20 protein-coding genes and 1 pseudogene are annotated in these 24,377 nt (G+C 59.1%); 20 read left to right on the forward strand and 1 reads right to left on the reverse strand.

The window, feature by feature from the left end; translation table 11 throughout:
• Nucleotides 1–80 precede the first annotated feature (80 nt).
• The 17 genes from npdG (at nucleotide 81) to CP49_RS27700 (ending at nucleotide 19,166) form a co-directional block, all read left to right on the forward strand.
• Nucleotides 81–743 carry an NADPH-dependent F420 reductase gene (gene npdG / locus CP49_RS27620; protein ID WP_057853298.1) on the forward strand — a complete coding sequence of 221 codons (663 nt, stop codon included), beginning with the start codon at nucleotides 81–83 and terminating at the stop codon, nucleotides 741–743.
• Nucleotides 744–767: 24 nt separating this feature from the next.
• Nucleotides 768–1,277, forward strand: coding sequence for an Lrp/AsnC family transcriptional regulator (locus CP49_RS27625; protein WP_057853299.1), 510 nt, complete (start codon nucleotides 768–770; stop codon nucleotides 1,275–1,277).
• Nucleotides 1,278–1,528: 251 nt separating this feature from the next.
• Nucleotides 1,529–2,293, forward strand: coding sequence for a coenzyme F420-0:L-glutamate ligase (gene cofE / locus CP49_RS27630; protein ID WP_057853300.1), 765 nt, complete (start codon nucleotides 1,529–1,531; stop codon nucleotides 2,291–2,293).
• Nucleotides 2,290–3,297, forward strand: coding sequence for a 2-phospho-L-lactate transferase (cofD, locus tag CP49_RS27635; RefSeq protein WP_057853301.1), 1,008 nt, complete (start codon nucleotides 2,290–2,292; stop codon nucleotides 3,295–3,297). Before cofE ends, cofD begins: the two co-directional genes overlap by 4 nt.
• The gene (gene cofC, locus CP49_RS27640) at nucleotides 3,294–4,058 is read left to right on the forward strand and encodes a 2-phospho-L-lactate guanylyltransferase (protein WP_156438688.1); all 765 of its coding nucleotides are present in this window, start codon (nucleotides 3,294–3,296) and stop codon (nucleotides 4,056–4,058) included. The genes cofD and cofC overlap by 4 nt, the downstream gene beginning before the upstream one ends.
• Nucleotides 4,059–4,070: 12 nt before the next feature.
• Nucleotides 4,071–6,533 carry a 5-amino-6-(D-ribitylamino)uracil--L-tyrosine 4-hydroxyphenyl transferase CofH gene (gene cofH, locus CP49_RS27645; protein WP_156438689.1) on the forward strand — a complete coding sequence of 821 codons (2,463 nt, stop codon included), beginning with the start codon at nucleotides 4,071–4,073 and terminating at the stop codon, nucleotides 6,531–6,533.
• A 581-nt stretch (nucleotides 6,534–7,114) separates the two neighbouring features.
• Nucleotides 7,115–7,624 (forward strand): YybH family protein, encoded by a 510-nt coding sequence (locus CP49_RS27650; RefSeq protein WP_063791789.1) that lies wholly within the window; start codon nucleotides 7,115–7,117, stop codon nucleotides 7,622–7,624.
• A 321-nt stretch (nucleotides 7,625–7,945) separates the two neighbouring features.
• The gene (locus tag CP49_RS27655; RefSeq protein WP_245310903.1) at nucleotides 7,946–8,641 is read left to right on the forward strand and encodes an alpha/beta fold hydrolase; all 696 of its coding nucleotides are present in this window, start codon (nucleotides 7,946–7,948) and stop codon (nucleotides 8,639–8,641) included.
• A gap of 2 nt (nucleotides 8,642–8,643) precedes the next feature.
• Nucleotides 8,644–9,558 (forward strand): DUF1028 domain-containing protein, encoded by a 915-nt coding sequence (locus tag CP49_RS27660; RefSeq protein WP_057853304.1) that lies wholly within the window; start codon nucleotides 8,644–8,646, stop codon nucleotides 9,556–9,558.
• 205 nt (nucleotides 9,559–9,763) lie between these two features.
• Nucleotides 9,764–10,504, forward strand: coding sequence for a GntR family transcriptional regulator (locus tag CP49_RS27665; RefSeq protein ID WP_197423252.1), 741 nt, complete (start codon nucleotides 9,764–9,766; stop codon nucleotides 10,502–10,504).
• Nucleotides 10,501–11,289, forward strand: a complete 789-nt coding sequence (locus tag CP49_RS27670) for an SDR family oxidoreductase (RefSeq protein WP_057846021.1) — start codon at nucleotides 10,501–10,503, stop codon at nucleotides 11,287–11,289. The genes CP49_RS27665 and CP49_RS27670 overlap by 4 nt, the downstream gene beginning before the upstream one ends.
• Nucleotides 11,290–11,311: 22 nt before the next feature.
• Nucleotides 11,312–12,190 (forward strand): SMP-30/gluconolactonase/LRE family protein, encoded by an 879-nt coding sequence (locus CP49_RS27675; RefSeq protein ID WP_057853306.1) that lies wholly within the window; start codon nucleotides 11,312–11,314, stop codon nucleotides 12,188–12,190.
• 173 nt (nucleotides 12,191–12,363) lie between these two features.
• A complete protein-coding gene (gene kce / locus CP49_RS27680) occupies nucleotides 12,364–13,296 on the forward strand; it encodes a 3,5-dioxohexanoate:acetyl-CoA acetone transferase (protein ID WP_057853307.1) in 933 nt (310 codons plus the stop codon).
• Between the two features lie 797 nt (nucleotides 13,297–14,093).
• Complete coding sequence (locus tag CP49_RS27685) at nucleotides 14,094–14,777, forward strand: GntR family transcriptional regulator (RefSeq protein WP_057853308.1); 684 nt, start codon at nucleotides 14,094–14,096, stop codon at nucleotides 14,775–14,777.
• A 258-nt stretch (nucleotides 14,778–15,035) separates the two neighbouring features.
• Complete coding sequence (locus CP49_RS27690) at nucleotides 15,036–16,604, forward strand: ABC transporter substrate-binding protein (RefSeq protein WP_197423253.1); 1,569 nt, start codon at nucleotides 15,036–15,038, stop codon at nucleotides 16,602–16,604.
• Nucleotides 16,605–17,061: 457 nt separating this feature from the next.
• Nucleotides 17,062–18,117 carry an LLM class flavin-dependent oxidoreductase gene (locus tag CP49_RS27695; RefSeq protein WP_057853310.1) on the forward strand — a complete coding sequence of 352 codons (1,056 nt, stop codon included), beginning with the start codon at nucleotides 17,062–17,064 and terminating at the stop codon, nucleotides 18,115–18,117.
• Between the two features lie 266 nt (nucleotides 18,118–18,383).
• On the forward strand, nucleotides 18,384–19,166 hold the full coding sequence (locus tag CP49_RS27700; protein WP_057853311.1) for an SDR family NAD(P)-dependent oxidoreductase: 783 nt from the start codon (nucleotides 18,384–18,386) through the stop codon (nucleotides 19,164–19,166).
• Between the two features lie 454 nt (nucleotides 19,167–19,620).
• On the opposite strand, the gene CP49_RS45255 is transcribed toward CP49_RS27700, so the two are convergent.
• The gene (locus tag CP49_RS45255; RefSeq protein ID WP_156438690.1) at nucleotides 19,621–19,941 is read right to left on the reverse strand and encodes a hypothetical protein; all 321 of its coding nucleotides are present in this window, start codon (nucleotides 19,939–19,941) and stop codon (nucleotides 19,621–19,623) included.
• 32 nt (nucleotides 19,942–19,973) lie between these two features.
• Between CP49_RS45255 and CP49_RS27705 the strand changes: the two genes are divergently transcribed.
• The 3 genes and pseudogenes from CP49_RS27705 to CP49_RS42025 all read left to right on the forward strand — a co-directional run.
• Nucleotides 19,974–21,233: a Glu/Leu/Phe/Val family dehydrogenase gene (locus CP49_RS27705; RefSeq protein ID WP_057853312.1), complete on the forward strand. Its 1,260-nt coding sequence runs from the start codon at nucleotides 19,974–19,976 to the stop codon at nucleotides 21,231–21,233.
• 563 nt (nucleotides 21,234–21,796) lie between these two features.
• Complete coding sequence (locus CP49_RS46365) at nucleotides 21,797–23,362, forward strand: PAS domain-containing sensor histidine kinase (protein WP_057853313.1); 1,566 nt, start codon at nucleotides 21,797–21,799, stop codon at nucleotides 23,360–23,362.
• 239 nt (nucleotides 23,363–23,601) lie between these two features.
• Nucleotides 23,602–24,377: pseudogene (locus tag CP49_RS42025) on the forward strand (IS701 family transposase); the annotation flags it as partial.

Genomic DNA, 24,377 nt, shown 5'->3' on the forward strand with positions numbered 1-24,377 from the left:
TGTGAATACCGTCCGGCACACTCAAGCAAAGCAAAGTTTCGCGGAAGAGTCATGCCGCAAGCAAAGAAGGTGCAATCCACATGTCGAACGCTAACCTTCCTATTTTGTCAATCGTCGGCGGCACCGGCGATCTCGGGTCTGGCCTTGCCCGCAGCTGGAGTCGCGCCGGATACTCCGTCATTCTCGGATCCCGCTCAATTGAGCGCGCTCAGGAGGCAGTCTCGCTCCTGAAGTCGGAAGGGTTCGCCAATGTCAGCGGCGACACCAACGCTGCCGCAGCTGCGAAGAGCGACATCGTCGTCGTTGCGGTTCCTTTCTCCAACTATGAGGCAAGTCTGGCCGAGATCAAAGATCCTGCCAAGAGCAAGATTGTCGTCACCGCGGTAGTGCCCTTCGTGCCGCCAAAGGTATCCGTCGTTCATCTCCCGAGTGCTGGTTCAGCAGCCCTGATAGCGCAGTCGCTGCTTGATCCAAGCTCGCGCGTGGTCGGCGCCTTCCACAATGTCGGCTCGCAGAAGCTTCATGCTGGCGGCAAGGCAGACTGCGATGTCCTGGTGTTCAGCGATGACGCCGATGCCCGCAACCAAGTGATCACGCTCGCGGACGCTGTGAGCAATCGTGGCGTCGATGGCGGTGTCCTCGCGAATTCGACCGCGGCCGAGGCTCTAACCTTCGTCCTGATCGCGATCAACCGCAAATACAAAGTGAAAGGCGCCGGCATCTCGATCTCCGGCTTGACGTGAATGGAACAACGATAGGGGCTCTCGATGCTCTCAGCCCTCGATTCTCTCGACCGTAAAATTCTGCGCGAACTCATTCAAGATGCCCGAATAAGCCACTTGGCTCTCTCCGAACGGGTCGGACTGTCAGCGACCGCCTGTGCGAGGCGCGTACTGCAAATGGAGAAAGCCGGCATCATCAAGGGTTACGCGGCAAACATCGATGTCAATGCGCTTGGCTTCCCGCTGACAGTGATCGTTCACATCACACTTGATCGCCAAAACGAGGATGCACTCGCACGCTTTGAGACTGAAATCCACAAGTGCCCCGACGTAATCTCGTGCCACCTTATGTCCGGTGCGGACGACTATCAGGTTCAAGTGCTGGCATGTGGCATGGAGGACTACGAACGTATCCATAAGCAGCACCTATCGCGGTTGCCAGGCGTCGCGAGACTGCAATCCAGCTTTGCAATGCGCACCATAGTGAAGCGATCCATCTCTCCTGCTGCGCTCATAATGATTAGACCGGCTGGGACGCAGCGTAGAGGCAAGTGACCAACTTGGGTTAGCGGCTGTGTATGAGGCAAGCGCGAAGAGGTTCATCGGCACTCCTGCAGGACGATCGCATCGAAAGAGCGTATCTGACAGTTGAGCACTTACAAGCTGCCCACGGAGAAGAAGATGGAATATAGCGGATTCGCATTGACTGGCGGCACCTCGGCGGGCACCATTTTCAAGGCGAGATGCACATGTGCAAGAATTAATAATCGGGAAGTGAGCAGCCGCGAAGGGAGAAAGGCCTCGCGATGACTAGGAGCATCACTTATACCGGCCTTCGTGGGATCCCTATGGTGAGGCCGGACGACGATCTGGTGTCTATCATTGCGGATGGCCTTACTAGTGCTGGCATCGAGGTCGCCTCGGGTGACATTTTCGTAGTTGCTCAAAAAATCGTCTCGAAGGCAGAAAATAGGTACGTTGATCTCGATGACGTGAGCCCTTCCGCACGGGCATTGGAACTCGCAAAAACGGTTGGAAAGGACCCGCGGCACATCGAGGTGGTGCTCTCGGAGTCAAGCGAGGTCATCCGCTCCAGGCAGAACGTGATCATCGTTGCTCACCGCCTTGGGTTCGTGATGGCGAATGCCGGGATCGATCAATCCAATATCGATCAAGGTCACAGTCATCGCGTGCTGCTGCTGCCAAAAGATCCGGATGACAGTTGCGAGCGCTTGAAGTCCGGGCTCGATCAACGTTTCGGCGTTAATGTCGCAGTGGTCATGAACGACAGCTTCGGTCGCCCTTGGCGCAACGGTGTTGTTGGGGTGGCAATCGGATGTGCAGGGCTGCCTGCGCTTCAGAATATGATTGGGGAGCCCGATTTGTTCGGACGGCCCATGCAGGTGACGGAGATCGCCGTGGCTGATGGACTGGCAGCGGCCGCGTCGTTGGTGATGGGACAGGCAGCCGAGGGACAACCGATCGTCCACGTCCGCGGACTGTCATGTCAGGCGCCGGCAAAGCCTGCCTCGGTTCTTGTCCGTCCGAAGGAGCAGGATCTTTTCAGATGAAGGGACCTTCTCATCTGTCTGATGAGGGCCGTGTGGTGGCCCTCTGCGGGGGAGTCGGAGGAGCAAAACTTGCTCTCGGCTTGCAGCACCTCCTCGGAGAACGTCTGACCGTTGTCGTAAATGTCGCGGACGATTTCGAGCATCTCGGGCTACATATCTCCCCGGACCTGGATACAGTGCTTTATACGCTCGGTGGTTTGAGCGACCAGCAACGTGGTTGGGGTCGATCCGATGAGACCTGGAACTTCATGGAGGCTTTGAAGGAAATCGGCGGGCAGACCTGGTTCTCCCTTGGCGATCGCGACATGGCCATGCATGTGGAGCGAACCCGCCGGCGGCTAAGCGGTGAAACTCTCACAGCCATTTCGATCGATATTGCACGTCGCTTCGGCATTCGTTCAAACGTGCTGCCCATTACCAACAACAAGCTTTCCACCATCGTTGTAAGTACGGAAGGTGAACTCGAATTCCAACGCTATTTTGTTGGGCGGCGCTGCGAGCCGGCGGTCAAGCAGATCCGATTCAGAGGGGCGGAAAGCGCCCGCCTCACACAGGAGGTGCTTCAGGCTCTTGACGCTGATGATCTCCGCCTCATCATCCTATGTCCGTCCAACCCTTATCTGAGCATCGATCCGATGCTGGCTGTTCCAGGAACGACGGAAAAACTGCGAGCGGCCCGTGTTCCTGTCGTCGCCATTTCCCCGATCATAGGCGGCCAAGCCATCAAAGGGCCGACACGAAAGATCATGGACGAGCTCGGCCTTGAGGCCACAAACCGAGAGATTGCAAGACATTACGCCGGGCTGATCGATGGCTTGATCATAGACACGACGGATGCCGAAGGGGCTGCCGACCTGGGCATCGACGTGCATCTGGCACCAACATTGATGACTGAATTGCAATCAAAAATCGCCCTCGCGGAGCACGCGCTTATGTTCGGCAATAGCCTTCGAACAAAGCGCAAGGGACAGGAAAAAGAACCCTTGAGCGGAGGTGTATCGTGACCAGCCCTGATGCATGGGTAATTGTCCCGGCTAAGATGTTCTTGCGCGCAAAGCAGCGGCTCTCATCATTTTTGACTGCATCCGAGCGCGCCACATTGGCGCGTACCATGCTGACCGATGTTCTTGAGGTAGCATGCAGCGCGCCGACGTCGAAGAAAGTCGCTGTTGTCACCAGTGCAGACGATGTCGCGCGAGAAGCAGCTCGCTTAGGTGCTGTTGTCATTGATGACGGCGGCGCGAACGGAACGAACGAGGCAATCGCGGCAGGTCTCGCAGGGGTCGAAAAGAGGGGAGGCCGGCTTGTCGTCGCTCTGCCGAGCGATGTGCCCGCGATCATGAGCGAAGATATTTCAACGCTGCTTCAGGCCGCGGAGCGCAACCGTGTAGTGATCGTGCCGGCGCCACGCGATGGCGGCACGAACGCCGTTGCGTTCACCTTGGCGCGGCCATTGCAGCCGTGTTTCGGCCCCGACAGTTTTGCCCGCCACATCGCCGCAGCCGATCGCCTCGGCATCGAGCCCCTCGTGTGCCGCAATGCAAGAATTGGGCTTGATCTCGACAGTCCCGCCGATCTCTTTGATTTTCTTGACCTGAGCACGTTGACCGCGACCGATCGCTATTTGCGTTCGATCAATCTGGGGGAACGGCGACGTGGCGGAGGTGCTGGACACAGCCGCCCGATCGTTGATGCGGGCGGCGGAAATGAGTTCGCCGTTGGTTGCGCAAATGAGGGAAGCTCCGTTGTAATTCGCGGAGCGTGAGGAGTTCTGAAAATGGTGGATCGGATGCTTCTGGACACGCTAAGGCGAAGCGAAATTTCCGCTTCCGAGGTCCTATCTCTGGTCAGCGACGTATCTCTTTCCGATCTCATGGCGATGGCGGCATCGAGGCGGGATGAGGCCCACGGCAGAAAGATCTCCTACTCGCGAAAGGTCTTCATTCCGCTTACGCAGCTATGCCGGGATGTCTGCCACTACTGCACATTTGCCCATGCCCCCCAAAGAGGGCAGCGCGCCTACCTCACTATCGGTGAGGTGCTCGCGATCGCGCGTGCCGGTCGTGAGGCCGGATGCAAAGAGGCGCTATTTACGCTGGGTGATAAGCCTGAGCTGCGCTACGGCCAAGCCGAGCGTGAGCTGCACGAAATGGGGTTTGCATCGACCCTCGCTTACCTCCAAGAGGCCGCGCGCGCGGTTTTCTGCGAGACAGGCCTATTGCCGCATCTCAATCCAGGCTTGATGGAGGCCGATGATATCGCAAACTTGCGCAAGGTCTCCATCTCGCAAGGGATTATGCTCGAGAGCGCCTCCGCACGGCTGTGCGAGCCCGGGGGACCGCATTTCGGTTCACCTGACAAGGATCCAGCAAGGCGGCTGCAGACGATTGACCTCGCCGGCCAGCTCTCTGTCCCCTTCACGTCCGGACTGCTGGTCGGTATCGGCGAGACGCCGCTTGAGCGCATCTCGTCGCTGCTAGCATTGCGCAATCTGGACGAACGCCACGGACACATTCAGGAAATCATTATCCAGAACTTCAAGCCGAAGCCGAATACGCGGATGAGACATGCGTCGGCGCCGACACTGGAAGAGCATCTGTGGACCATTGCATTGGCGCGCTTGCTGTTCCGGCCCGATATGAACATCCAGGCGCCGCCCAATCTCAGCCCTGGCGTACTGGACATGATCTTGGCCGCTGGAATCAATGACTGGGGCGGCGTGTCCCCGGTCACGCCGGACCATGTCAATCCCGAGGCGCCTTGGCCGCATCTCGCGCGTCTTGCCGAGGCCACCGCCGAATGCGGCAAGAAGCTCGTCGAACGTCTCGCGGTTTATCCAGCCTATGCGCGTCAGTATGCACGCTGGACCGACACATCGCTGCAGAAAACCCTGCTAGGTCTTGTCGACGGAAGAGGGTGGCCGCGTTCGGACGAATGGTGCCCTGGAACGAGGGGCGATCCGCCTGCCGATGACCTTGTGATGCTGCGTGAAGAGGCCAACTTGCCCCCGCTCTTGAGCGGCAGCGTAGGTAGAATTGTCGCAAAGGCTCAATCTGGGATACGGCTCGAAGAAGCAGAGATCGTGTCGCTGTTCGAGGCCGAGGAGCGCGATTTCACAGCCGTCTGCCGCGCCGCAGATGAGCTGCGCCGCTCCGTCAATGGCGACACCGTCAGCTATGTCGTCAACCGGAACATCAACTACACCAACATCTGTTACTTCAGGTGCCAGTTCTGCGCGTTCTCGAAAGGAAAGCTCGCCGAGAATTTGCGCGGGCGGCCTTACGATATCGCGATGGATGAGATCGGGCGGCGCGCCCGCGAAGCTTGGGAGCGCGGCGCGACCGAGGTTTGCATGCAGGGCGGCATCCATCCCTCCTACACCGGCGCGAAGTATCTTGAGATCTGCCGGACCGTAAAGCAGTTCACGCCTGAGATGCATATACATGCTTTCTCCCCGCTCGAGGTGTTCCAGGGCGCCAGGACGCTCGGGATTTCGGTCGATGAGTTTCTGCGGGAGTTGAAGAAAGCCGGGCTTGGCACATTGCCCGGGACGGCCGCGGAAATCCTCGACGACGAAGTCCGCGCCATTCTGTGTCCCGACAAGATCAACACGGCGCAGTGGCTGCAGATCATGGGAGCGGCCCATAGAGCGGGATTGCGCAGCACCGCAACCATCATGTTCGGCCATGTTGATCGTTACGAGCATTGGGCAAAGCATCTCTTGCGCATCCGGGATCTTCAGGCCGAGACCGGCGGCTTCACCGAATTCGTCCCACTGCCGTTCGTCCATATGGAAGCCCCGATCTATTTGAAGGGGCGCTCGCGTAAAGGGCCGACGTTTCGCGAAGTCGTTCTCATGCACGCGATCGGACGGCTCGTATTCCACTCGAGGATCTCCAACATTCAGACGTCGTGGGTGAAGCTCGGGCAAAAAGGCATTCGTGCCTGCCTTGAAGCTGGCGTGAACGATCTCGGCGGCACGCTGATGGATGAAACGATCTCGCGCTCAGCCGGTGCCCAGCACGGCCACGAGATGGCTCCGAAGCAAATGGAAGATCTTATCCGCGAAATGGCACGCCTGCCGCGCCAACGTACGACGGTCTATGGCGATGTTACGCATGATCGCTATCTAGCGTCGCAGAACCCGCCAGCGCTAAAGCCGATTGTTACTGGACTAGACGACCGCCGCGATAGGGCAGACGTGCCAGAGCCCCGTGCCACCGCTTTTGACATGACCTAGCGGAGCGGGGGCGTTCGCGCGCCCCTTGGGCAACGCCGGAATGCCTCTCCCAGCGCTTGACGCCTATTTTGATTTGTGATCACATATCTAAGATTTGGAGGAGCCCGGAGTGAGCCGAATTATCGCGCCAGCGCACGCTTTCGGCTGGCTATTGGTCGCCCACGTTTCGATCGGCCACCCCTGTGCGCAGATGCTCGCAGTAGCCCGCAGTTCAAGTTTGGTGCGGGCGCTCGATGCGCTGTGTCGCAATGGCCATAGGATCAATGCATCCATCGTCGTTGAGTTGGTGGCGGTGCCTCGCGAGGTGTCCCGGTGCATCGTTGCCCTGATCGACATCCTGCGATCACAAAAAACAGCATCATCGTCTCGCTTAAGGTCTCGCCATTTCGCGTTTCGCGCCGCGCGCGCTCAGCTGGTCCGCTCAGAACTGCTGTCCAGAAAGTCTGAAGACGGCCAAGGCTTCGGAATCATCCAAGCAAGTACGAGAATCTGCCCTGGTCCTTGGACCAGAGGCCGATGAGGTCGCCAATCTGGGGGATCCTCGGCGGCCTATTTCACGATCACACCACCCAGGAGCATCCATGCCGACTGTAGATGAGGACCGAGCAGCCATTTTGAAAGTACACCGCGACTGGTGGGCCGCCAATTACAAGTGGGACATCCCCTTGATGCGAACCTGCTTCCCGAGTGGCACCGCATTCTTGAATTTCAACCTGAGCGGCGATCCGTACTTCGGTCGCGAAGAACTTACCGCCTTCTGGGAGTGGTTCAAGGACACGCCGCGCTCGAAGCCTGCGGTCATGCACATCTGGCGTCTGGATGTCCGCGGCGACATGGCTTACCTGCTTTGCGAAGGCAACTTCGAGACCCTCGAGAAGCCGGAACAGTACCTGCGCAGCACCGAGATCTACGTGCGCAACGACGGAGAGGGAACGCCGGAGTGGAAGATCTGGCACTTTCACTGCTCGGAGATGGCGCCAAAAGATAAGATCCGGCAGCCGTTCGGCGATAGCTATGCCACCCGCGGTGTGGGCTATCTACCGCCCAGTTTTGGCAAGAGCTTCTCGGTCACGGACGACCAAAAGCCATAACCCAAGCGACCAGCCTGTCGGGGGCCGGCAGGACATAACACTCCGGCGGGACGGGTTGGTCCCGCCGGTGCTGCAAGGAAATTCAGAACAGATTTTGCAGCGGAAGTTCCTGTCCCATCTACCCCAGAAAAGCGGATGGACTGCGATGGCCGAGCATTCGTTGGAATCAAAGAGCGCCCCGCACTTGAGTGTCCTTTCCGCCTTTCAGGACGTCGTGCCCGTGGAGCATTCATGAGACGGCTCACTATCAAGCGACCAGTCGGTACGATTGCCGTCTCTTACTATGACGGGATGGATACGAGTAGGCTGCCAATCTTGTTCGTGCATCCGATCAATCTGAGGGGCTCGGCGTGGGCGGAGATCGTACCGGCGTTCGCCGACCGGTTCGCGATCGTCCCTGACATGCGTGGATTCGGTGACTCGCCGCCGGCCGAGCAATACGACATTGCGAGGTGGGCGAAAGACTGCATCGACGCCGTCGACCGGGCGGGCGTCGATCGCTTCCACGCCATCGGCGGCTCGCTTGGTGGAGCAATCTCAGTCTATCTCGCAGCCGCCGAGCCCAAACGGGTCATCTCGGTTGTTGCGGTCGGCAGCCAGCTCTACTCGCGAGATCCCGACAATGCGGCGGTGCTATCCACCCTCGAGCATCACACCGTCACCGAGATGTTTGAGTTAGTCCTGCCGAAATACGCCCTCGCTCCGAACGCATCCGCCGAGGTGGTGGCCAAGGCCATGGCATTGCGCAATCCCAACAGCAAGGATGACATCCGTCGCGTGTGGCGTGCCGCCTGCGCGGCCGATATTCGGGCCCTGGTGGCTAGTGTCAGCTGTCCTGTGACGATTGTGACCGGCGAGTTCGACCTTACCTGCCCTCCCGCGGCCGGCGCGGAAATGGCAGCGATGCTGCATGCCCCACACGTTCTCCTGCCCGGCATCGGTCATTTGCCGATGCTGGAAGATCCGCCGGCTTTGATCGCCGCGATCAAGGCGCATCTCAAACGTGTGGAGTCCTGAAGATGACGTATTCGATTGTCGCCAGAGACGCAATCACCGGCGAGCTGGGTGTGGCCAGCCAGTCGCATTATTTTGCTCTTGGGCGCGTTGTGACGTTTGCGCGAGCCGGCGTTGGTGCAGTTGCGACCCAGTCTTTCGTCGATCCGGCTTACGGGCCGAATGGGCTAGATCTTATGGCCTCAGGCGCGTCGGCGGAGTCGGCGCTAACGAGTCTGCTCGCAAAGGACGCCGAGCGAGAACTTCGCCAGGTCGCGTTCCTCGATGCCGCCGGCGGGACAGCCATGTTCACTGGCGATCGCTGCGTTCCGTACCGGGCTCAGCTAGAGACCAATAACGTTGTGGTGCTGGGCAACATGCTCGCCAGCGACGACGTCGTTCCTGCCATGCTGGCAGCATATGAGAACACTGCCGGCTCACTCGTCGAGCGTATGCTCGCGGCCATGGATGCAGGTGAGGCCGCCGGAGGTGACGCCCGCGGCCGAATGTCGGCCGCGCTCCTTGTGGTTTCTGCCGATACTGGTCCAGCGCCTTGGAGCAACCGGGTCATCGATGTACGAGTTGACGAGCATCCGGCCCCGCTCGTCGAATTGCGCAGGCTCGCCAAGCTGTGTCAAGCACACGCGATCTTCGGCGCCTCTGTCTTCACACCTGGGCTGCTCTCGCGCGAAGCGGCAGCGACAGGTCCGCAGCTTGCGGAAGCACTGCGTACGCTCACGGACGCTCAGGCACTGATCGGCGCTGACCTCGAGCCAACCTTCTGGAAGGGTGTGCTGCTGATCCGCGCCGGCGAGATTTGCTCGGGAAAGAAACTCGTTGCCGCCACGGTCGCGGCGCGACCGCAGTACCGGGCCTTCGTGGAGGGCCTGCACGCGGTCGGAATCCTTCAGCTGTCATCGAACGAACTGCTCGGTGCGTGAAAAGTCCAACCTCCTTGCCTCCGGTCCGCGGCTGTTTGCTGCTACAGGCCCTCGTCGGTCTGGATGGGCCGCACTCAAGCCGAGACGATCGACAACGCTTCGCCCGCTGCCACAACGCGCAGTTCGGAATATCGATTTCGCCCATCGAGCCACTGTTGACGGAATTTTCGTAATGTGATCACATATCTCATATAGGGAGGGGACTTTGGAAAAGAGCAACATCATTGCCTTGCCGCCATCGCCATCCGTTGCCCGAGGCTCGATGACGGATCAGGTTTACCGACATCTGAGAGATGGCCTGATGGCGGGCCGCTTTGCGCCGGGCCAGAGGCTGACAATCCGCGATCTTGCCGAGGCGCTGGGCTCGAGCCCAATGCCGGTGCGCGAGGCGCTCCGCCGCCTGCAAGCCGAAGGTGCCTTCGAATTCAGCGGTACGGCGCGGCTGAGCGTTGGTCAGCTGTCCGAGGCGCAGCTGCGGGATGTGCGCGATGCGCGCGTGGCGCTCGAGGGGCTGCTGGCGGAGCACGCAGCCGCGCGCATGACGTGGGTCGATGATAACGAGGTCAGGCAGCTCTACGGTCAGCTTCAGGCAGCCGCTGACGCAGTCGACGTGACCGCTTATCTCTGGACGAATTTTGCCTTTCACCGGCGGATCTATCAGATCGCGCAGGCCCCGATGATTCTCGGCGCCGTCGAGAATTTCTGGCTGCTCATTGGTCCCTTTTTTGTGCTCGTTGCGCCCGACGCTGCCCACCTGCAGCGCTCCATGGAGGCGCACCGCCAGATCCTCGATGCGCTGCTGGATCGCGACGCCCCCGCCGCCCGCGCGGCCGTGACCGACGACATCATGCAGGCGGCCAATTGCCTGTCTCGCGTTCTCGACAAAGCGGCCAAGGAGCGCTCCGTTGCTGCTCCAAGACGCAGGCGGGGAGATATACCGGAATGAGTGTGTTGCAGCGTCTTGTGCCTTACCCGGAGCTGCGTGTCCTGATCTCGGCAGGCGCGTCCGGTATTGGCGCCGCACTTGCCGGAGCCTTCGTTGAGGCAGGTGCGCATGTGCATATCTGCGACGTCAACAAGGATGCGCTTGCAGCCTTCCGCGAACGGCATCCAAAGGTGCTTGCCACAAAGGCCGACGTGTCGGATCGCGAGGCGGTCGCCACCGTCTTTCGCGCGCAAGCTGCGCGTTGGAGCGGTCTCGACGTACTCATCAACAATGCGGGCATTGCCGGACCGACCGGCGGAATCGACGCTATTGCAGAGTTCGACTGGCAGCAAACAATCGACATCAACCTCAACGCGCAGTACCGCTTCGCCTGTCCCGCGGTGCCGATGCTTCGCCAATCGCGCTATGGACAGATCATCTGCATGGCCTCCGTTGCCGGCCGGCTCGGCTATGCATGGCGTACCCCGTACGCCGCAACGAAATGGGCCATTGTCGGGCTCGTCAAATCGCTTGCCGCTGAACTCGGTCCCGAGGACATCCGCGTCAACGCGCTCTTGCCCGGCATCGTCGAGGGCCCGCGAATGGAAGGCGTGATCCGCGCGCGCGCCGAGCAGCTCCATACCAGCTACGACACGATGCGCCAGGAATACCTCAAGAAGATCTCATTGCGTCGCATGGTGACGGCCGAGGACGTTGCCGCCATGGCCCTATTCCTCTGCTCGCCAGGTGGACGCAATGTGACCGGCCAGGCGATCAGCATCGACGGGAACGTGGAATATCTATGAACCGTAAGAACGGGGGACGAATTTGCAGATCGAGATCGTGGCGGATCTGAAGACGACGCTTGGCGAAGGCCCGCTTTGGGACGTCGAGCAGCAGCGTCTGTACTGGATAGACAGCATTGATGGTCGCGTTTTTCGCACGACCGCAGATGGACGCGAGCTTCGCGCCTGGGACGTCGGGGCGAAGATCGGCTCGATGGCGCTGCGGCGCGACGGTACGCATGCGCTCGTTGCGCTCCAATCGGGAGTGCATGATCTCGATCTGGAGAGCGGCGCGCTGACGCTGATCGCAACACCCGAGACACATTTGCCGCGCAATCGGCTGAATGACGGTAAAGTCGATCGCCGAGGACGTTTCCTGTTTGGCTCCATGGATACGCTGGAGGCCGAGGCCTCCGGCCGTCTCTATCGGCTCGATCCCGATCTTTCACTGCACGTCTTGGATGAGAAGATCATCGTCTCCAATGGCCCGTGCTGGAGCCCGGACGACCGGACCTTCTATTTCGCCGACACCTGGACGGGAGAGATCTGGGCCTACGACTATGACATCGAGACCGGTGCTGCGACGAAGCGGCGTCGTTTCGCGCCAGTGGATCGTTCGAATGGCGGTGCCGCGGACGGCGCCACCGTCGATGGAGAAGGCTTCCTATGGCAGGCGCTGGTCTACGATGGAAAGCTCGTGCGCTACGCGCCGGACGGCAGCCTTGACCGCATTATCGAGATGCCGGTGCGCAAGGTCACGAGCGTGATGTTCGGTGGTTCCAATCTGGACATTCTGTACGTGACGTCCATGGCGAAGCCGCCCTTGCCGCGCTTTCCCGACGACGGACAGCAGCGCGGCGCGCTATTTGCAATCACGGGGCTCGGCATCAAGGGCATCCCGGAGCCGCGCTTCGGGAGCTGAGCCGGCCAAGACAGCTTCATCAAGCGGCAGGCAAGGGCGCTCCATGCTGTCCCCGCCACCGCGGGTGGCACTCCTAATCCCGGCGGCTTCCTGCCAGTTCCGGGCGAGAGACTTGCAAAGCCGGAACACCTAGCCGGCCCCTTACTATCACCGATTCACTCTGGAGATTTTCGATGGCCAAGACCGGCAAGGTCCTCCTCACTTGCGCGCTGACTGGCGCGATCCACACGCCCTCAATGTCAGCGCATCTTCCCGTGACGCCGGACCAGATTATTGAAGAGGGGGTACGTGCCGCGGAAGCTGGTGCTGCGATCCTGCATGTGCACGCGCGTAACCCTAAGACGGGTCAGCCGGACCAATCGGTCGAAGGATTTCAGAGGATTTTGCCGGAGCTGAGCCGCCGTTCCCGAGCCGTGATCAACATCACCACCGGCGGCAGCCCGTTCATGACGGTTGCCGAACGCGTGGAGCCTGCCCGTCATTTTCGGCCCGAACTCGCCTCGCTCAACATGGGCTCCTTCAACTTCGGCCTGTTTCCGATGCTCGAGCGCTATCGCGATTTCACCCATCAATGGGAGCGCCAGCACCTGGAGTCTTCGCGCAACCTCGTTTTCCGCAACACCTTCGCCGAGATCGAGGAGGTCCTCTCACTATGTGCGCCCGGCGACACGCGATTTGAATTCGAGTGCTACGATGTTGGCCATCTCTACAACCTCAAGCACTTTGTTGACCGCGGTCTGGTCCGGCCGCCATTCTTCATCCAATCCGTCTTCGGCCTGCTCGGCGGGATCGGCGCGCATTACGAGGACGTCGCCACGATGCGCCGCACTGCCGAGCGGCTGTTCGGTAACGACTATGTCTGGTCGGTGCTCGGCGCTGGCGCCGCGCAGATGCGCGTAGGCGCCATGGCGGCTGCGATGGGCGGCAATATCCGTGTGGGCCTCGAGGACAGCCTTTGGGCAGGCCCCGGGAAGCTCGCCAGCTCCAGCGCGGAGCAGGTGAGACTAGCCCGCTCGATCCTCGCAGGACTCGGATTGGAGCTGGCAACGCCGGACGAGGCGCGCGTCATGCTGAAGCTGAAAGGGACCGGTGAAGTCGGCTTCTGATCGTGCGGCCTGCTCCGCGGTCCGCAGACGAATGAGGCCGGCGATCAATCGAGTTAGGCGACGGTCTTGGAGGCCCTTGCCACGCGCGTGGCAGCAACGGAAGGGCCATTTTGCGACGGTGGATTTTGGGATGATCTCGAACAGAGGTTGTCACCGCCAGCTTCTTCGGTTCAGATATAAGATTATCCTCGTCCTATAAGCTTGCGCGCCAAATCAAGTGTCCGTGCTTTGGCCGTAGTGGGAGAACACGATTTTGTTGGGCTGGAGGAGGTCATGCCTTACATGAGAACTGCCGCGCAGCCGGCGTGCCGATGGAGCTGAGGATTATCAAGGGCGAGGAGATAAGTTCATCACACCGGCAGCTCGACAATCCGAGCATTGGGCGGCAATTTATTTTCGATTGGCTGAAAGACAAGCTGCGCCTGGATTGAAAAGTCCAGGCGCATATCATTCCACGGCGAAAGAGCTACGCGAAGAGCTCGCCGCAAATAGCAGGCAAGGACAATAGCAACGAATCGAGGTCCTCCCCTCAAAGCGCGACAATCGCTATCTCGATTTAGCCTTACCGCTACATACCTTCGCTACTGCGGCCGTTCGGAGTCGAATTCGTGCTCCAGCAACTCAGTTACTCACACGTCAGGCTTGTCGCAAGCGCCGTCCTTCCAAAGGAGCGGGTAGGGGGATAGCTTGACCGTGGCACCAATTTGTGATCACATATCTAGAATCAAGATAGGGGAAATGCGAAGGTGAAGGATACTAAACCGCTGCCGCCACTGCCGTCGGTTGCCCGGGATTCGATGGCAGATCAGGTTTATCGACATTTGCGTGACGGCGTGATGGCCGGCCGCTTCGCGCCGGGCCAGCGGCTGACAATTCGTGGTCTTGCTGAGGCGCTGGGCTCGAGCCCGATGCCGGTGCGCGAGGCGTTGCGCCGCCTACAGGCTGAAGGCGCATTCGAGTTCAGCGACACGGCGCGGCTGAGCGTGGTTCAGCTGTCGGGGGCGCAACTGCGCGATGTGCGCGATGCACGGGTGGCGCTTGAGGGGCTTCTGGCCGAGCGCGCAGCCTCCCGCATGACGGGCGTTGATGATGCCGAAATCACGCAGCTCTATGATCGCCTCCAGGCAGCCGCCGACGCGCTCGATGTGCCCGGTTATCTATCAGCGAATTTCGCCTTTCACCGGCGGATTTATGAGATCGCTCAAGCGCCCATCATCCTTGGTGCGGTCGAGAATTTCTGGGTCCTGATCGGTCCTTGCTTCGTGCTCGTTGCACCCGACGCCACGCACCTGCGACGCTCCATGGACGCGCACCGCCGCATCCTCGATGCGCTGATGCATCGAGACGGTCCCGCCGCCCGCGCGGCTGTGACTGATGACATCATGCAGGCGGCCAACTGCCTGTCGCGCGTTATCGACAAACCGGAAAAGGCGCGATCGGTCGCTGCTCCAAAGCGCAGGCGCCGAGATGTGTCGGCATGAGTGTCGTGCAGCGTCTGGTAATTGATCCCGATTGCGCGGACCTGATCGCTGGGTGTTGTCGGCGTCACCTTCGGTAGGTCTGTACTGAGGCAGGCGAACTACGTCGCTGCTCCTTTGCAGGAGGCTGCCTGAGGCTGATCCAGCCAAACCATCTACTTCGAGCTTTTCACTCAAATCGACAATCTAGGCAGGGGGACTTGAATGTTTGGAAATCAGTCGCGCCGCAACTTCCTCAAGCTGGCGGCGAGCGGAAGTGCGATGTTCACGCCGGACCTTTTTACCGGACCTGCACATGCGCAGGATGTTCCGACCCTCACCGTCGCCTGGGGCGCCGATATCGATTCCTTCGATCCGGCGCAGTTCAAGTCCGATGGCGCCTACATTGTTCAGGCAAACATCTACGACACGGTGCTGGGCTGGGGGGCGGAGCCAGTCACCGGATCGCCTAACCTGTCGATTTCCAAACCCGGTGTTTTCATCGGTGGCATCGGCGAAAGCTGGAAATTTGAGAATGACGACAAGACCCTTGTCGTAAAGATCCGACAAGGCCTGAAGTTTCCGAGCGGCCGGCCGGTCAATGCCCAGGCGGTGAAATATCTCTTTGACCGCGGACTGCAATCACCCGGCTATATGCGGCTCATCTTTCCGACCATGATCGGGGTGACGCAAGCAGATCAGTTCGAGGTTCGCGACGACAGCACCTTTGCCATCAACCTGCCGGCACCAAGCGCTATGTTGCTCGATGTGCTCGCCCTGTCCAACAACGCACTTCTTGATCCCGACGAGATCAAGCTACACGCGACTGCCGACGACCCCTGGGCCGCTCAATGGCTCAAGCGCAACACGGCCGGGCTTGGGCCCTACAAACCCGTGAGCAACAATCCGGGCGTCGAGGTGATCTTGGAAGCGACCCCCGGTTATTGGGGACCGGCACCGTATTTCAGGCGCATCGTCATCAAATATGCATCCAATGAGGCAGACCGGATTCTGCTGCTCAAGCGCAAGGCCATCGATATGGTGGTCGGGCCTAACTCGATGTCGCCCAAGAATCTCAAGAATCTCGAGGGCGCGCCGGGCCTCACTGTGGTGTCTCTGCCCGACACCAACTGCAATTTCCTATGCATGAATCTGAAAAAGAAGCCGTTCGACAACGTGAAGGTTCGTCAAGCGATCAACTACGCGATGCCGATCCACGCGATCATCCCAAACGTCCTTTACGGCTATGGCGAGCAGATGAAAAGCCCGATCGCAGCTCAGACCCCCGGCTATGACGGTTCACTCTCGCCGTATAAATATGATGTCGGCAAGGCCAAGTCATTGATGGCCGAAGCCGGGCACGGCTCAGGACCAATTCCAGTAAAGCTTGCGGTTCGTGTGGGCTATGCGCCCCACGAGCAGGCAGCGATTTGGATCCAGCGCGAGCTGGAGAAAATCGGCTTTCAAGTCAGCATCGAGAAGGAGACCGACGCAACCTTCCGCCAGCTGTCATCGAGCGGCGGGCACGAGCTGTCGATTGAATCTTGGCAATCCTGGATCAACGATCCAGTTTATCACCTCTATTGGAACTTCCATAGTAAGGCGACGGCGACCAACAAGGGAGCCTACGCCAATCAGGTCCTCGATAAGATCATCGACGACAATATGCGCGAGGCTGATCCTGGCAAGCGTATGGCCGGGGTCAAGGAGGCGCAGAAGATCCTTTTGGATGATGCGGCCTGGGGTCTGCTTTGGTACGACAATTGGGCCAGAGTGACGCGTTCCGAGCTCGCGGGCGTTGCGAAATATTGGGATTCCTTTGAGCGCTTCAACAAAATGAAGCTGGCTTGAAGCGTAGCCCGGATGCGCTGAATAAGTCATGTCGTGCTTAGCTTCCATGCCTCGTAGAGTAACTCTGCTGGCGCCGACCTTGTTCGGCGTCAGGGTGATCTGTTTTTCCCTGATCGAGCTCTTGCCCGGCAATCCCAACCTCCCGTGGCCTCCAACGCGTATCAGTCATCGTGCGGCATGGAGTTGCCGCAGCCAGTTTCGCCGACAAGGCCCAGCGGCTCACCCTCGCCGATCGAGAACGAGCCACCGTCCACTGCGCGCACGGCCGCCTGCTCACCATGCAAGCGGCGCAGCCCCGTTCTTGGTCCTTAAGTTCAAAGATCTTCTTCAAATCGGCGTGACCTTCAGACGAGATGTTCTAACGTCGTAATGCCCTTTGCCGAAAGTTGAAGACCACCATCACCTATCGGCCGGATCAGCTGCCCCGCGCCGCCGAAGACAATAATCGGAGAAGTTGATGTCCATAGAACTGTTGATGCTTGGCGACCAACCCGTGGCTGGCCTTGCGGCTCGCACCAGGCTTGCCGAAGAGAGCGGATTCGAGACCGTCTGGCTCGCTGATGAGCGCTTTTTCCGGGAAACCTACTCGTGTCTCTCGCTTCTGGCGGGGCAAACTGCGCGCGTCAATCTCGGTCCCTGCGTCACCGATCCATTCGCGCGCCATCCAGCTCTAACCGCCATGGCTTTGGGCACCCTCGATGAAGTTTCGGAAGGGCGCGCCATCCTCGGCATCGGCGCCGGCGTCTCCGGCTTTGCGGAGCTCGGGATCCAATCGCGCAAGCCCCCGCTCGCTATTCGCGAAGCCGTTGATCTGATCCGTCAGCTCATGGCCGGGCAGGAGGTCGACTACCAGGGCGAGATCATTCAGTGTCACCGCGGCCGGTTGAATTTCGCGCCGCTGCGATCGCGTGTTCCTGTTCGTGTCGCTAGCAACGGACCGCTGGGCCAGAAAATGGGCGGTGCAATCGCCGACGGCGTGATGATGGAGGGCTGTGGCTCCGTCGAGGAAGCAAAGGCCTTCGCATCGACGGTCGCCGAAGGTGCGCGGAAGGCCGGCCGTTCTCCGAACGAGGTCAAGCTCGTCGCGCGACTCGATTGTTGTATCACTAACGACGGTAAGCAAGCGCGGGATATATTGCGGCCTTCGGTGACACGGATCATCGCGCAAGCCAATTCGAGGTTCTACACGCTGGAAGCACAAGGATTGACTCTGCCGAAGAATGTCGTCGAAACCATTGGTCCCGTTGCCTATGCTGCCGGGGTGGCCCCGTTCGCGCCTCTTTTTCCTCTCGTCACCGACATGCATGTCGACGCTCTCACTCTCTGCGGGACTGTGCAGGAAATAACCCAACACATGGTTGACCTTCGCCGCGCCGGCATCACGGGCTTCAACATTTTTCCTGTTCCGGCTCCTGGCACCACCTATGAGGACGTTATTATGCGCTTCGGAACGCAAGTCTGGCCCGCTGTCGAGACGGCTTTTGCGAAAGAGTCCGATAATGGGACGGCTTAGGTCTCACGGACTCGTTTTATTGGAATCCGCTCGACGGGGCACGCGTATTTCATTGAGAGTGTAGTGCAGCCACGAGCGGGAGATCCAAGATGATGAGCTTGTTCAATAAAAAAGGCAAGCGCGACAGTAGAACGGATCGAAGTAACCGATCGCGCCGCCTAGGAGGCGGAGCTGGCCACATCCGCCAAGGATCTGATCGAACTAATACACAATAAATATCTGGACGAGTCGAAACTGAAGTTCATCTGATCTACGAGGATCGATCCATGAGTGCGGGCGAAAAAGATCTTGAGGGCAAGGTCGCCCTTGTCACAGGTTCTTCGTCCGGCGCGGGCGCTGCAATCGCCATCGAACTCGCTAGGCGAGGGGCGCGTGTCGCAGTGCACTGCCGGCGTGCATTAAGTGACGGCGAAAGCGTTTGCGCTCGCATCGCTGCAATCGGTGGAAAGGCAGCGGTCTTTCTGGGTCACCTCAGCGATCCCGAGGCGCCGTATGCACTCGTTTCGCGCATCGCGGAGCGTCTCGGAGACGTCAACATCCTAGTCAACAATGCAGGTCCCTATGCGGATGCGCCGTTTCGGTCGTTGTCCATCTCGCAGTGGGAGACGGTGATGGCGATCAACGTAAGGGCGCCGTACCAGCTCGCTCAAAGCGCGATCGCAGGCATGGAGCGAACCGGTTGGGGACGGATCATCAATGTGAGCGCAACCTCGGCTTACGCGCGGTCGCATTCGGTATATGGCCTTGCCAAACAGGCTCTCATCCATTTGACGGAATGCCTCGCGCTCGAATTTGCGCCACTCGTCACCGTAAATGCAATTGTGCCCGGCCAGATCGCCAGCGAACGCACCGACACGATGGTCGACTACAAGAGCTCCGTGATCGCGGAAACGCCCTTGGCAAGGCTCGTGACGGAACAGGAGGTTGCCCGAATGTCAGCCCTTCTCTGTACTCCAGAGTTTTCTGCTGTGACGGGACAATCAATCATCATGGACGGTGGCCGATCGCTGCCGCGCACGCTGAAACTCAATCTCACAACGACCGGCTAATTGTACGCAGGAGAAAGACCGATGCTTTCCCTTGCAAAAGGCCTCGCCTCTACCAGCTGCAGCATACGTCAAAGGGACGTTACCTCTTGCCGGCTCGAGGACGATCCCTCGGCCGTTTAACCAAAGTTGCTAGATTTGTCGGCCATAACTCGATTCGATCGGCCTTTCGGCGGACCTAGAGAAAAGCCTCGCAAGCCGCCGCTTCTGCGATGAATTTCACCGAAATAGTGGAGGAATGGCGCGCGTAACGCCGAGTATCGTGCGTTAGGAATGTTATTCTGTCATCACTGGATGGGAGATCGAACGTGAGGGGTACAACAGCGGCCGACCCGCCGGATCCACTTGCCGGATCGAGAAGTGATGTTGATGCGGCCTACGCACCTGTTGTCAGCTGCGACGGAGCCGGGAGGAGGGCTCCTCATTTGCAAGTTCGGTCGGCGTAACGGCAAGGGCTCTAAGCGCGCTCGAAGCGGTCGGTTTTTGGCGGCGTGGGCGGTTCTGCTCTTATGCAGGTTTGTCTCTTAACCCGCTCCTTGGAGCTAACTTGAAAGCCGCCACTTTGGGTCGACACTTCGCAGGACAGTCTTGAATTTTCGCCCGCGGCGATTCGCTGTTGGGCATTCGTGGCGGCCTTGGTCAATCTCGCTTTCGTCGCATTGGTTGTATTGTTGGCGTGACCGCGAGGCGCGATCTTGCTGATTGAATAAATTGTCTCATCAACATCGGAAACGCGCAACCCGCAACTAGGGAGCTTGGTGCGCTGTAGCATGAGCATCCGATGTTTCAAAGTCAGCCTCAGGAGCTAGCGTGACTGCATACCGTGGGCCAGTGTTTGAGATGGCCGTAAAGCAATTCGAGGTGATCGCGAATTATCTGGGCATACCGGATGACGCAAGACCCCGCCTATTGCTGCCGAAGCGATCTGTCACGGTGTCGTGTCCAATTCATCGTGATGACGGCACAACGGCGGTGTTCGAGGGCTACCGGGTGCAGCACCACCTGACGCTTGGCCCGACAAAAGGGGGTACCAGGTTCGCGCCAACAGTTGACCTCGGCGAAGTCGCAGCGCTTGCTATCTGGATGAGCTGGAAGTGTGCGCTGGTCGGATTGCCATATGGTGGCGCCAAGGGCGGAATTAACGTCGACCCTTCCAGCTTGTCAAAGCGTGAGCTTGAAGCCCTGTCGCGCCGGTATATGCAGGAAATGATCCCCTTTGTTGGGCCGCACACAGATGTCATGGCTCCCGACCTTGGGACAAACGAGCAGATCATGGCGTGGTTCATGGATACATACTCGATGTATCAGGGCCAAACCGTCACCGAGATCGTGACAGGCAAACCTGTCAGCGCCGGCGGAACGCTCGGTCGCCGTGAAGCGACAGGCCGGGGTGTGGCTCATTTGGTTCGCCGCTCCGCGGACGAGCTCAAGATCCGACTCAATGGCGCAACAGCCGTCGTTCAGGGCTTTGGAAATGTCGGTTCGGTCGCCGCGCTCGAGCTGCATAATATGGGGGTGAAGGTGATCGCGGTCAGCGATCACACGGGCGCGCTCTATCGGCCTACGGGGCTCGACATACCACAGCTGGTCAGACATGCGGCCTTGCAAGGTAACCTGGATGGCTACTCCAACGAGCTCGCTCTAGACCCAGCAGAGATGCTGACGATGCCCTGTGACGTGCTTGTTCCGGCCGCAGTGGAACGGGTCATCGACGCCGAAATAGCGGGTAAGCTGCGCTGCCGTATTCTTGCTGAGGGCGCCAACGGCCCGACAACACCGGAAGCCGATCGGATCTTGGAAGGCCGTCAGGAGGAAATCTTCCTCATCCCCGACATTCTGTGCAATTCGGGAGGTGTGGTGGTCAGCTACTTCGAATGGGTGCAGGATCTGCAGCGGTTATTCTGGGAGGAGGAGGAGGTAATGCGTCAGGAGTATCAACTTCTGGATCGTGCCTTCGATCGCGTACTGGCACGAAGTAGGCGGGAGAACATATTCAATCGCACCGCGGCAATGGCCATAGGTGTGGATCGCGTTCGAAGTGCAAAGGAAACACGTGGGCTGTTCCCATAGCATGTTCGTTTCCATATTTGCGTCTGGTTCGACGTCCTGTGTCGCAGCTAGGACGAGCCGGCCCACTCTGAATTGCGAAGTCTGAGCAACTCTGTGTTCGGATCGCCTTGAAGGTCTTCCTGGTGTGCTCGAAGCTACTTAGGATCCGCTGGCAAATCGGACTGCCTCCTAATTCTCTCTCGCCTTGGCAGCCGACGGCAAAGATAAATTTTGGGCAGGCCATCGAAAGCAGGGCGTTGGGCGTAGACTAAAATTTGCGAAGATCCTGTGATCCGATTCAGGAAGAACTGCCTCGTAGCGACCGCTTCCATCGAAATCCTAGCGTGTCCATCGGGTATGGGCGCGCGGTTGATCCTATTGAATTAGTGAGCTATGTTGTGGCCCTGTTCTGTTCAGGAGTACGTGCAAGATTGACGGCATTTAGCCGACCTTCGAAGGCGTGATTGTACCTGAGGGTTGGCGATCGACTCGACTGCGATTGAGCCGGGCATCACAAATCCTGTAACGGGATGAGCCGTATGATCGGCTACCCATAAGAAATCCTCTTCTTAATCGGCGATGGTATGGAGGGGACAATCATGTTGTGGCAACGATTAATCCGTCCCGCTGCTCCGCGCGAGGTGCCGTACGAAGTGCGCCGGAGAGAGGAGCTGCTCGAACAAGCGCAACGCATCGCCCACGTCGGCTACTGGGAACGCGATCTCAGAACAGAACGGATCACCTTTTCGGACGAAGCATGTCGCATCTTCGGGCTCGCGCCGTGTGAGGGCACCATTACGACTGAGGAAGTGACCGAGCGGTTACATCCGGAGGATCGTGCAATCTGGAGCTCAGCACTAGCGCACACGCTACGCGGCGGCTCTCGCTGCGACTTTAATTATCGGATAGTGAGGCCGGACGGCGAGGTGCGGTTTGTCCACAGTCAGGGTGATCTGACGAGGGACGCGTCTGGCCGACCTCTCAGCCTGTTCGGAGCGGTCCAAGATGTCACCGATCTCAAACGGGCGGAGCATCTGACGCAGCTGGTTTTTGAGCGTTCACCGGATGCAATCTGCATCATTGGGCGCGACTATCGGTACCAACGTGTTAATCCGGTCTTCGAACTCATTTCGGGAAGATCAGCGAAGGATCTCGTCGGGATGCACGTGGCTGATGTCTTAGGGACTACAGTTTTTGAGCAGACGGTCAAACCCAAGCACGACCGATGTTTCGAGGGAGAAGAAGTCAGATATGCGGACTGGTTTACTTACCCTGACACTCGACGCTATATCTCGATAAGCCATTCGCCCTTGCACTCCAAGTCGGAGCGGGTTGAAGCCATCCTTTCGATCTTTCACGACCTCACAGACCATTCATTGGCGTCCGACGCCTTGCGATCGGCGCAGGCTGAGCTCGCGCACGCCAATCGCGTCGCAACCATGGGGCAACTCACGGCCTCAATTGCTCACGAGGTAAACCAGCCAATTAGTGCGGTGGTAATGAACGCACAGGCAGCTTTGCGCTGGCTCGGCGTTGATCCGCCCAATCTTGAGCAGGTCCGTCAGTCTCTAGACCTGATCGTTAAAGATGGGATACGGGCCGGGCAAGTCGTGAGCGGGATTCGCGGACTTCTGAAGAAGGCACCGCCTCGGAAGGATAGCATCGACATCAACAACGCTGTCCTTGATGTCGTCGCTCTGACCCGAAGCGAAGTGCTAAAGCACGGCCTTTCGCTGCGGACAGACCTCGCGACCGGTTTACCGCTCGTGCAAGGCGATCGCGTCCAGCTGCAACAGGTGATTCTTAATCTTGTCATGAACGCCGTGGACGCGATGATTTGTATCGCGGACGCGGAGGAGCTCAGGATTAGCACTTCGAGCGATGCCTCTGACCGCGTACTCGTGTCTGTGCGGGATACCGGACCGGGCGTGGATCCGAATATCGTGGACCGCCTCTTCGAGGCCTTTTACACCACCAAGCCTGAGGGGATGGGAATGGGCTTGGTCATCTCTAGTTCGATCATCGAGGCGCATGGGGGACGGTTATGGGTCACCGCGAATGAACCTCGGGGGGCTGTGTTCCAGTTTAGCCTGCCTGCAAAACAAAACGGCGTTTCTGGTGATGGACCGCGCCAAGTCTTGGCAGCATGAGTCTCGATGCAAGTAGTCTGCTGGATCTGGCGGAAGGGTATCACAGGCGCATTGCCAAACTTCTCAGGCACCGAAAATACTAGCGCTGCCCTGGCTCAACCGAGGAGGGCGGCATTGATGCAGGTTTAGAACACTTGCACTTCCGATCGATCTATGGGCTTCGCATTTCGGGTAAATAGATCCAAAGATTCTAGCACTACAGTTGCCTTTTCTCTCGGCTTCTGAATCCATGGGCAACCATGATTCGAACATCGTGGACGCAGGCAGCGTCGATTGAAGAGACGCTTGCGTTGTGGGCGGCGTCGCTTCGGGAGATCAAGAAGCGGATACGTCCATTGTTCGGGCAAGAGCGTGTTGCGAAGAATGCAGGCCTGTTCCTGGAAGGTCTGCTTGGAGACGAGCAACGCAAGACCGGTTGGATGCGCGCTGAGGCCGCAGGCGATCCTGGCCCATGGCGGCAACAGGCGATCCTGGGTCGCAGGGATTGGGATGCGGATGCCTTGCGCGATATCGTCCGCGATTATGTCATCGAGCATTTGGCGGACGATGACGCGGTCCTCGTGATCGATGAGACCGGCTTTCTCAAACAGGGCAAGGCGTCGTGCGGCGTAGCGCGTCAATACACTGGTTCGGCGGGCAAGATCACGAACTGCCAGATCGGCGTCTTCGCGGCCTACGTTTCGTGCCACGGTCATGCGTTCATCGACCGCGCGCTGTATCTTCCGAAGGAATGGACCGACGATCCAGATCGCCTGAAAGCCGCATACGTGCCCGCCGATACCGGCTTTGCGACCAAACCAATGTCATTCGGCCTGCAATATTGACCCCCCGAGGGGTCAAATTTGAACGCCGATTGACAAAAACCAAAGCTTGCGACGAGAATGATCGCACGCGCCATGGCCGCGCCTGTCCCATTCAAGTGGGTTGCAGGCGATACGGTCTACGGTGTCGGTGACATTGAACAGCAACTGCGTCGCGCAGGCAAAGGCTATGTCCTCGGGGTCAGCAGCGCGCA

It is taken from the genome of Bradyrhizobium valentinum (assembly GCF_001440405.1).
GTDB lineage: Bacteria > Pseudomonadota > Alphaproteobacteria > Rhizobiales > Xanthobacteraceae > Bradyrhizobium > Bradyrhizobium valentinum.

Excerpts from the sequence above, each read along its gene's own strand:
- npdG (WP_057853298.1), top strand. The coding sequence starts at position 81 with ATGTCGAACGCTAACCTTCCTATTTTGTCAATCGTCGGCGGCACCGGC.
- CP49_RS27625 (WP_057853299.1), top strand. The coding sequence starts at position 768 with ATGCTCTCAGCCCTCGATTCTCTCGACCGTAAAATTCTGCGCGAACTC.
- cofE (WP_057853300.1), top strand. The coding sequence starts at position 1,529 with ATGACTAGGAGCATCACTTATACCGGCCTTCGTGGGATCCCTATGGTG.
- cofD (WP_057853301.1), top strand. The coding sequence starts at position 2,290 with ATGAAGGGACCTTCTCATCTGTCTGATGAGGGCCGTGTGGTGGCCCTC.
- cofH (WP_156438689.1), top strand. The coding sequence starts at position 4,071 with ATGGTGGATCGGATGCTTCTGGACACGCTAAGGCGAAGCGAAATTTCC.
- CP49_RS27650 (WP_063791789.1), top strand. The coding sequence starts at position 7,115 with ATGCCGACTGTAGATGAGGACCGAGCAGCCATTTTGAAAGTACACCGC.
- CP49_RS27660 (WP_057853304.1), top strand. The coding sequence starts at position 8,644 with ATGACGTATTCGATTGTCGCCAGAGACGCAATCACCGGCGAGCTGGGT.
- CP49_RS27670 (WP_057846021.1), top strand. The coding sequence starts at position 10,501 with ATGAGTGTGTTGCAGCGTCTTGTGCCTTACCCGGAGCTGCGTGTCCTG.
- kce (WP_057853307.1), top strand. The coding sequence starts at position 12,364 with ATGGCCAAGACCGGCAAGGTCCTCCTCACTTGCGCGCTGACTGGCGCG.
- CP49_RS27685 (WP_057853308.1), top strand. The coding sequence starts at position 14,094 with ATGGCAGATCAGGTTTATCGACATTTGCGTGACGGCGTGATGGCCGGC.
- CP49_RS27690 (WP_197423253.1), top strand. The coding sequence starts at position 15,036 with ATGTTCACGCCGGACCTTTTTACCGGACCTGCACATGCGCAGGATGTT.
- CP49_RS27695 (WP_057853310.1), top strand. The coding sequence starts at position 17,062 with ATGTCCATAGAACTGTTGATGCTTGGCGACCAACCCGTGGCTGGCCTT.
- CP49_RS27700 (WP_057853311.1), top strand. The coding sequence starts at position 18,384 with ATGAGTGCGGGCGAAAAAGATCTTGAGGGCAAGGTCGCCCTTGTCACA.
- CP49_RS45255 (WP_156438690.1), bottom strand. The coding sequence starts at position 19,941 with ATGCTCATGCTACAGCGCACCAAGCTCCCTAGTTGCGGGTTGCGCGTT.
- CP49_RS46365 (WP_057853313.1), top strand. The coding sequence starts at position 21,797 with ATGGAGGGGACAATCATGTTGTGGCAACGATTAATCCGTCCCGCTGCT.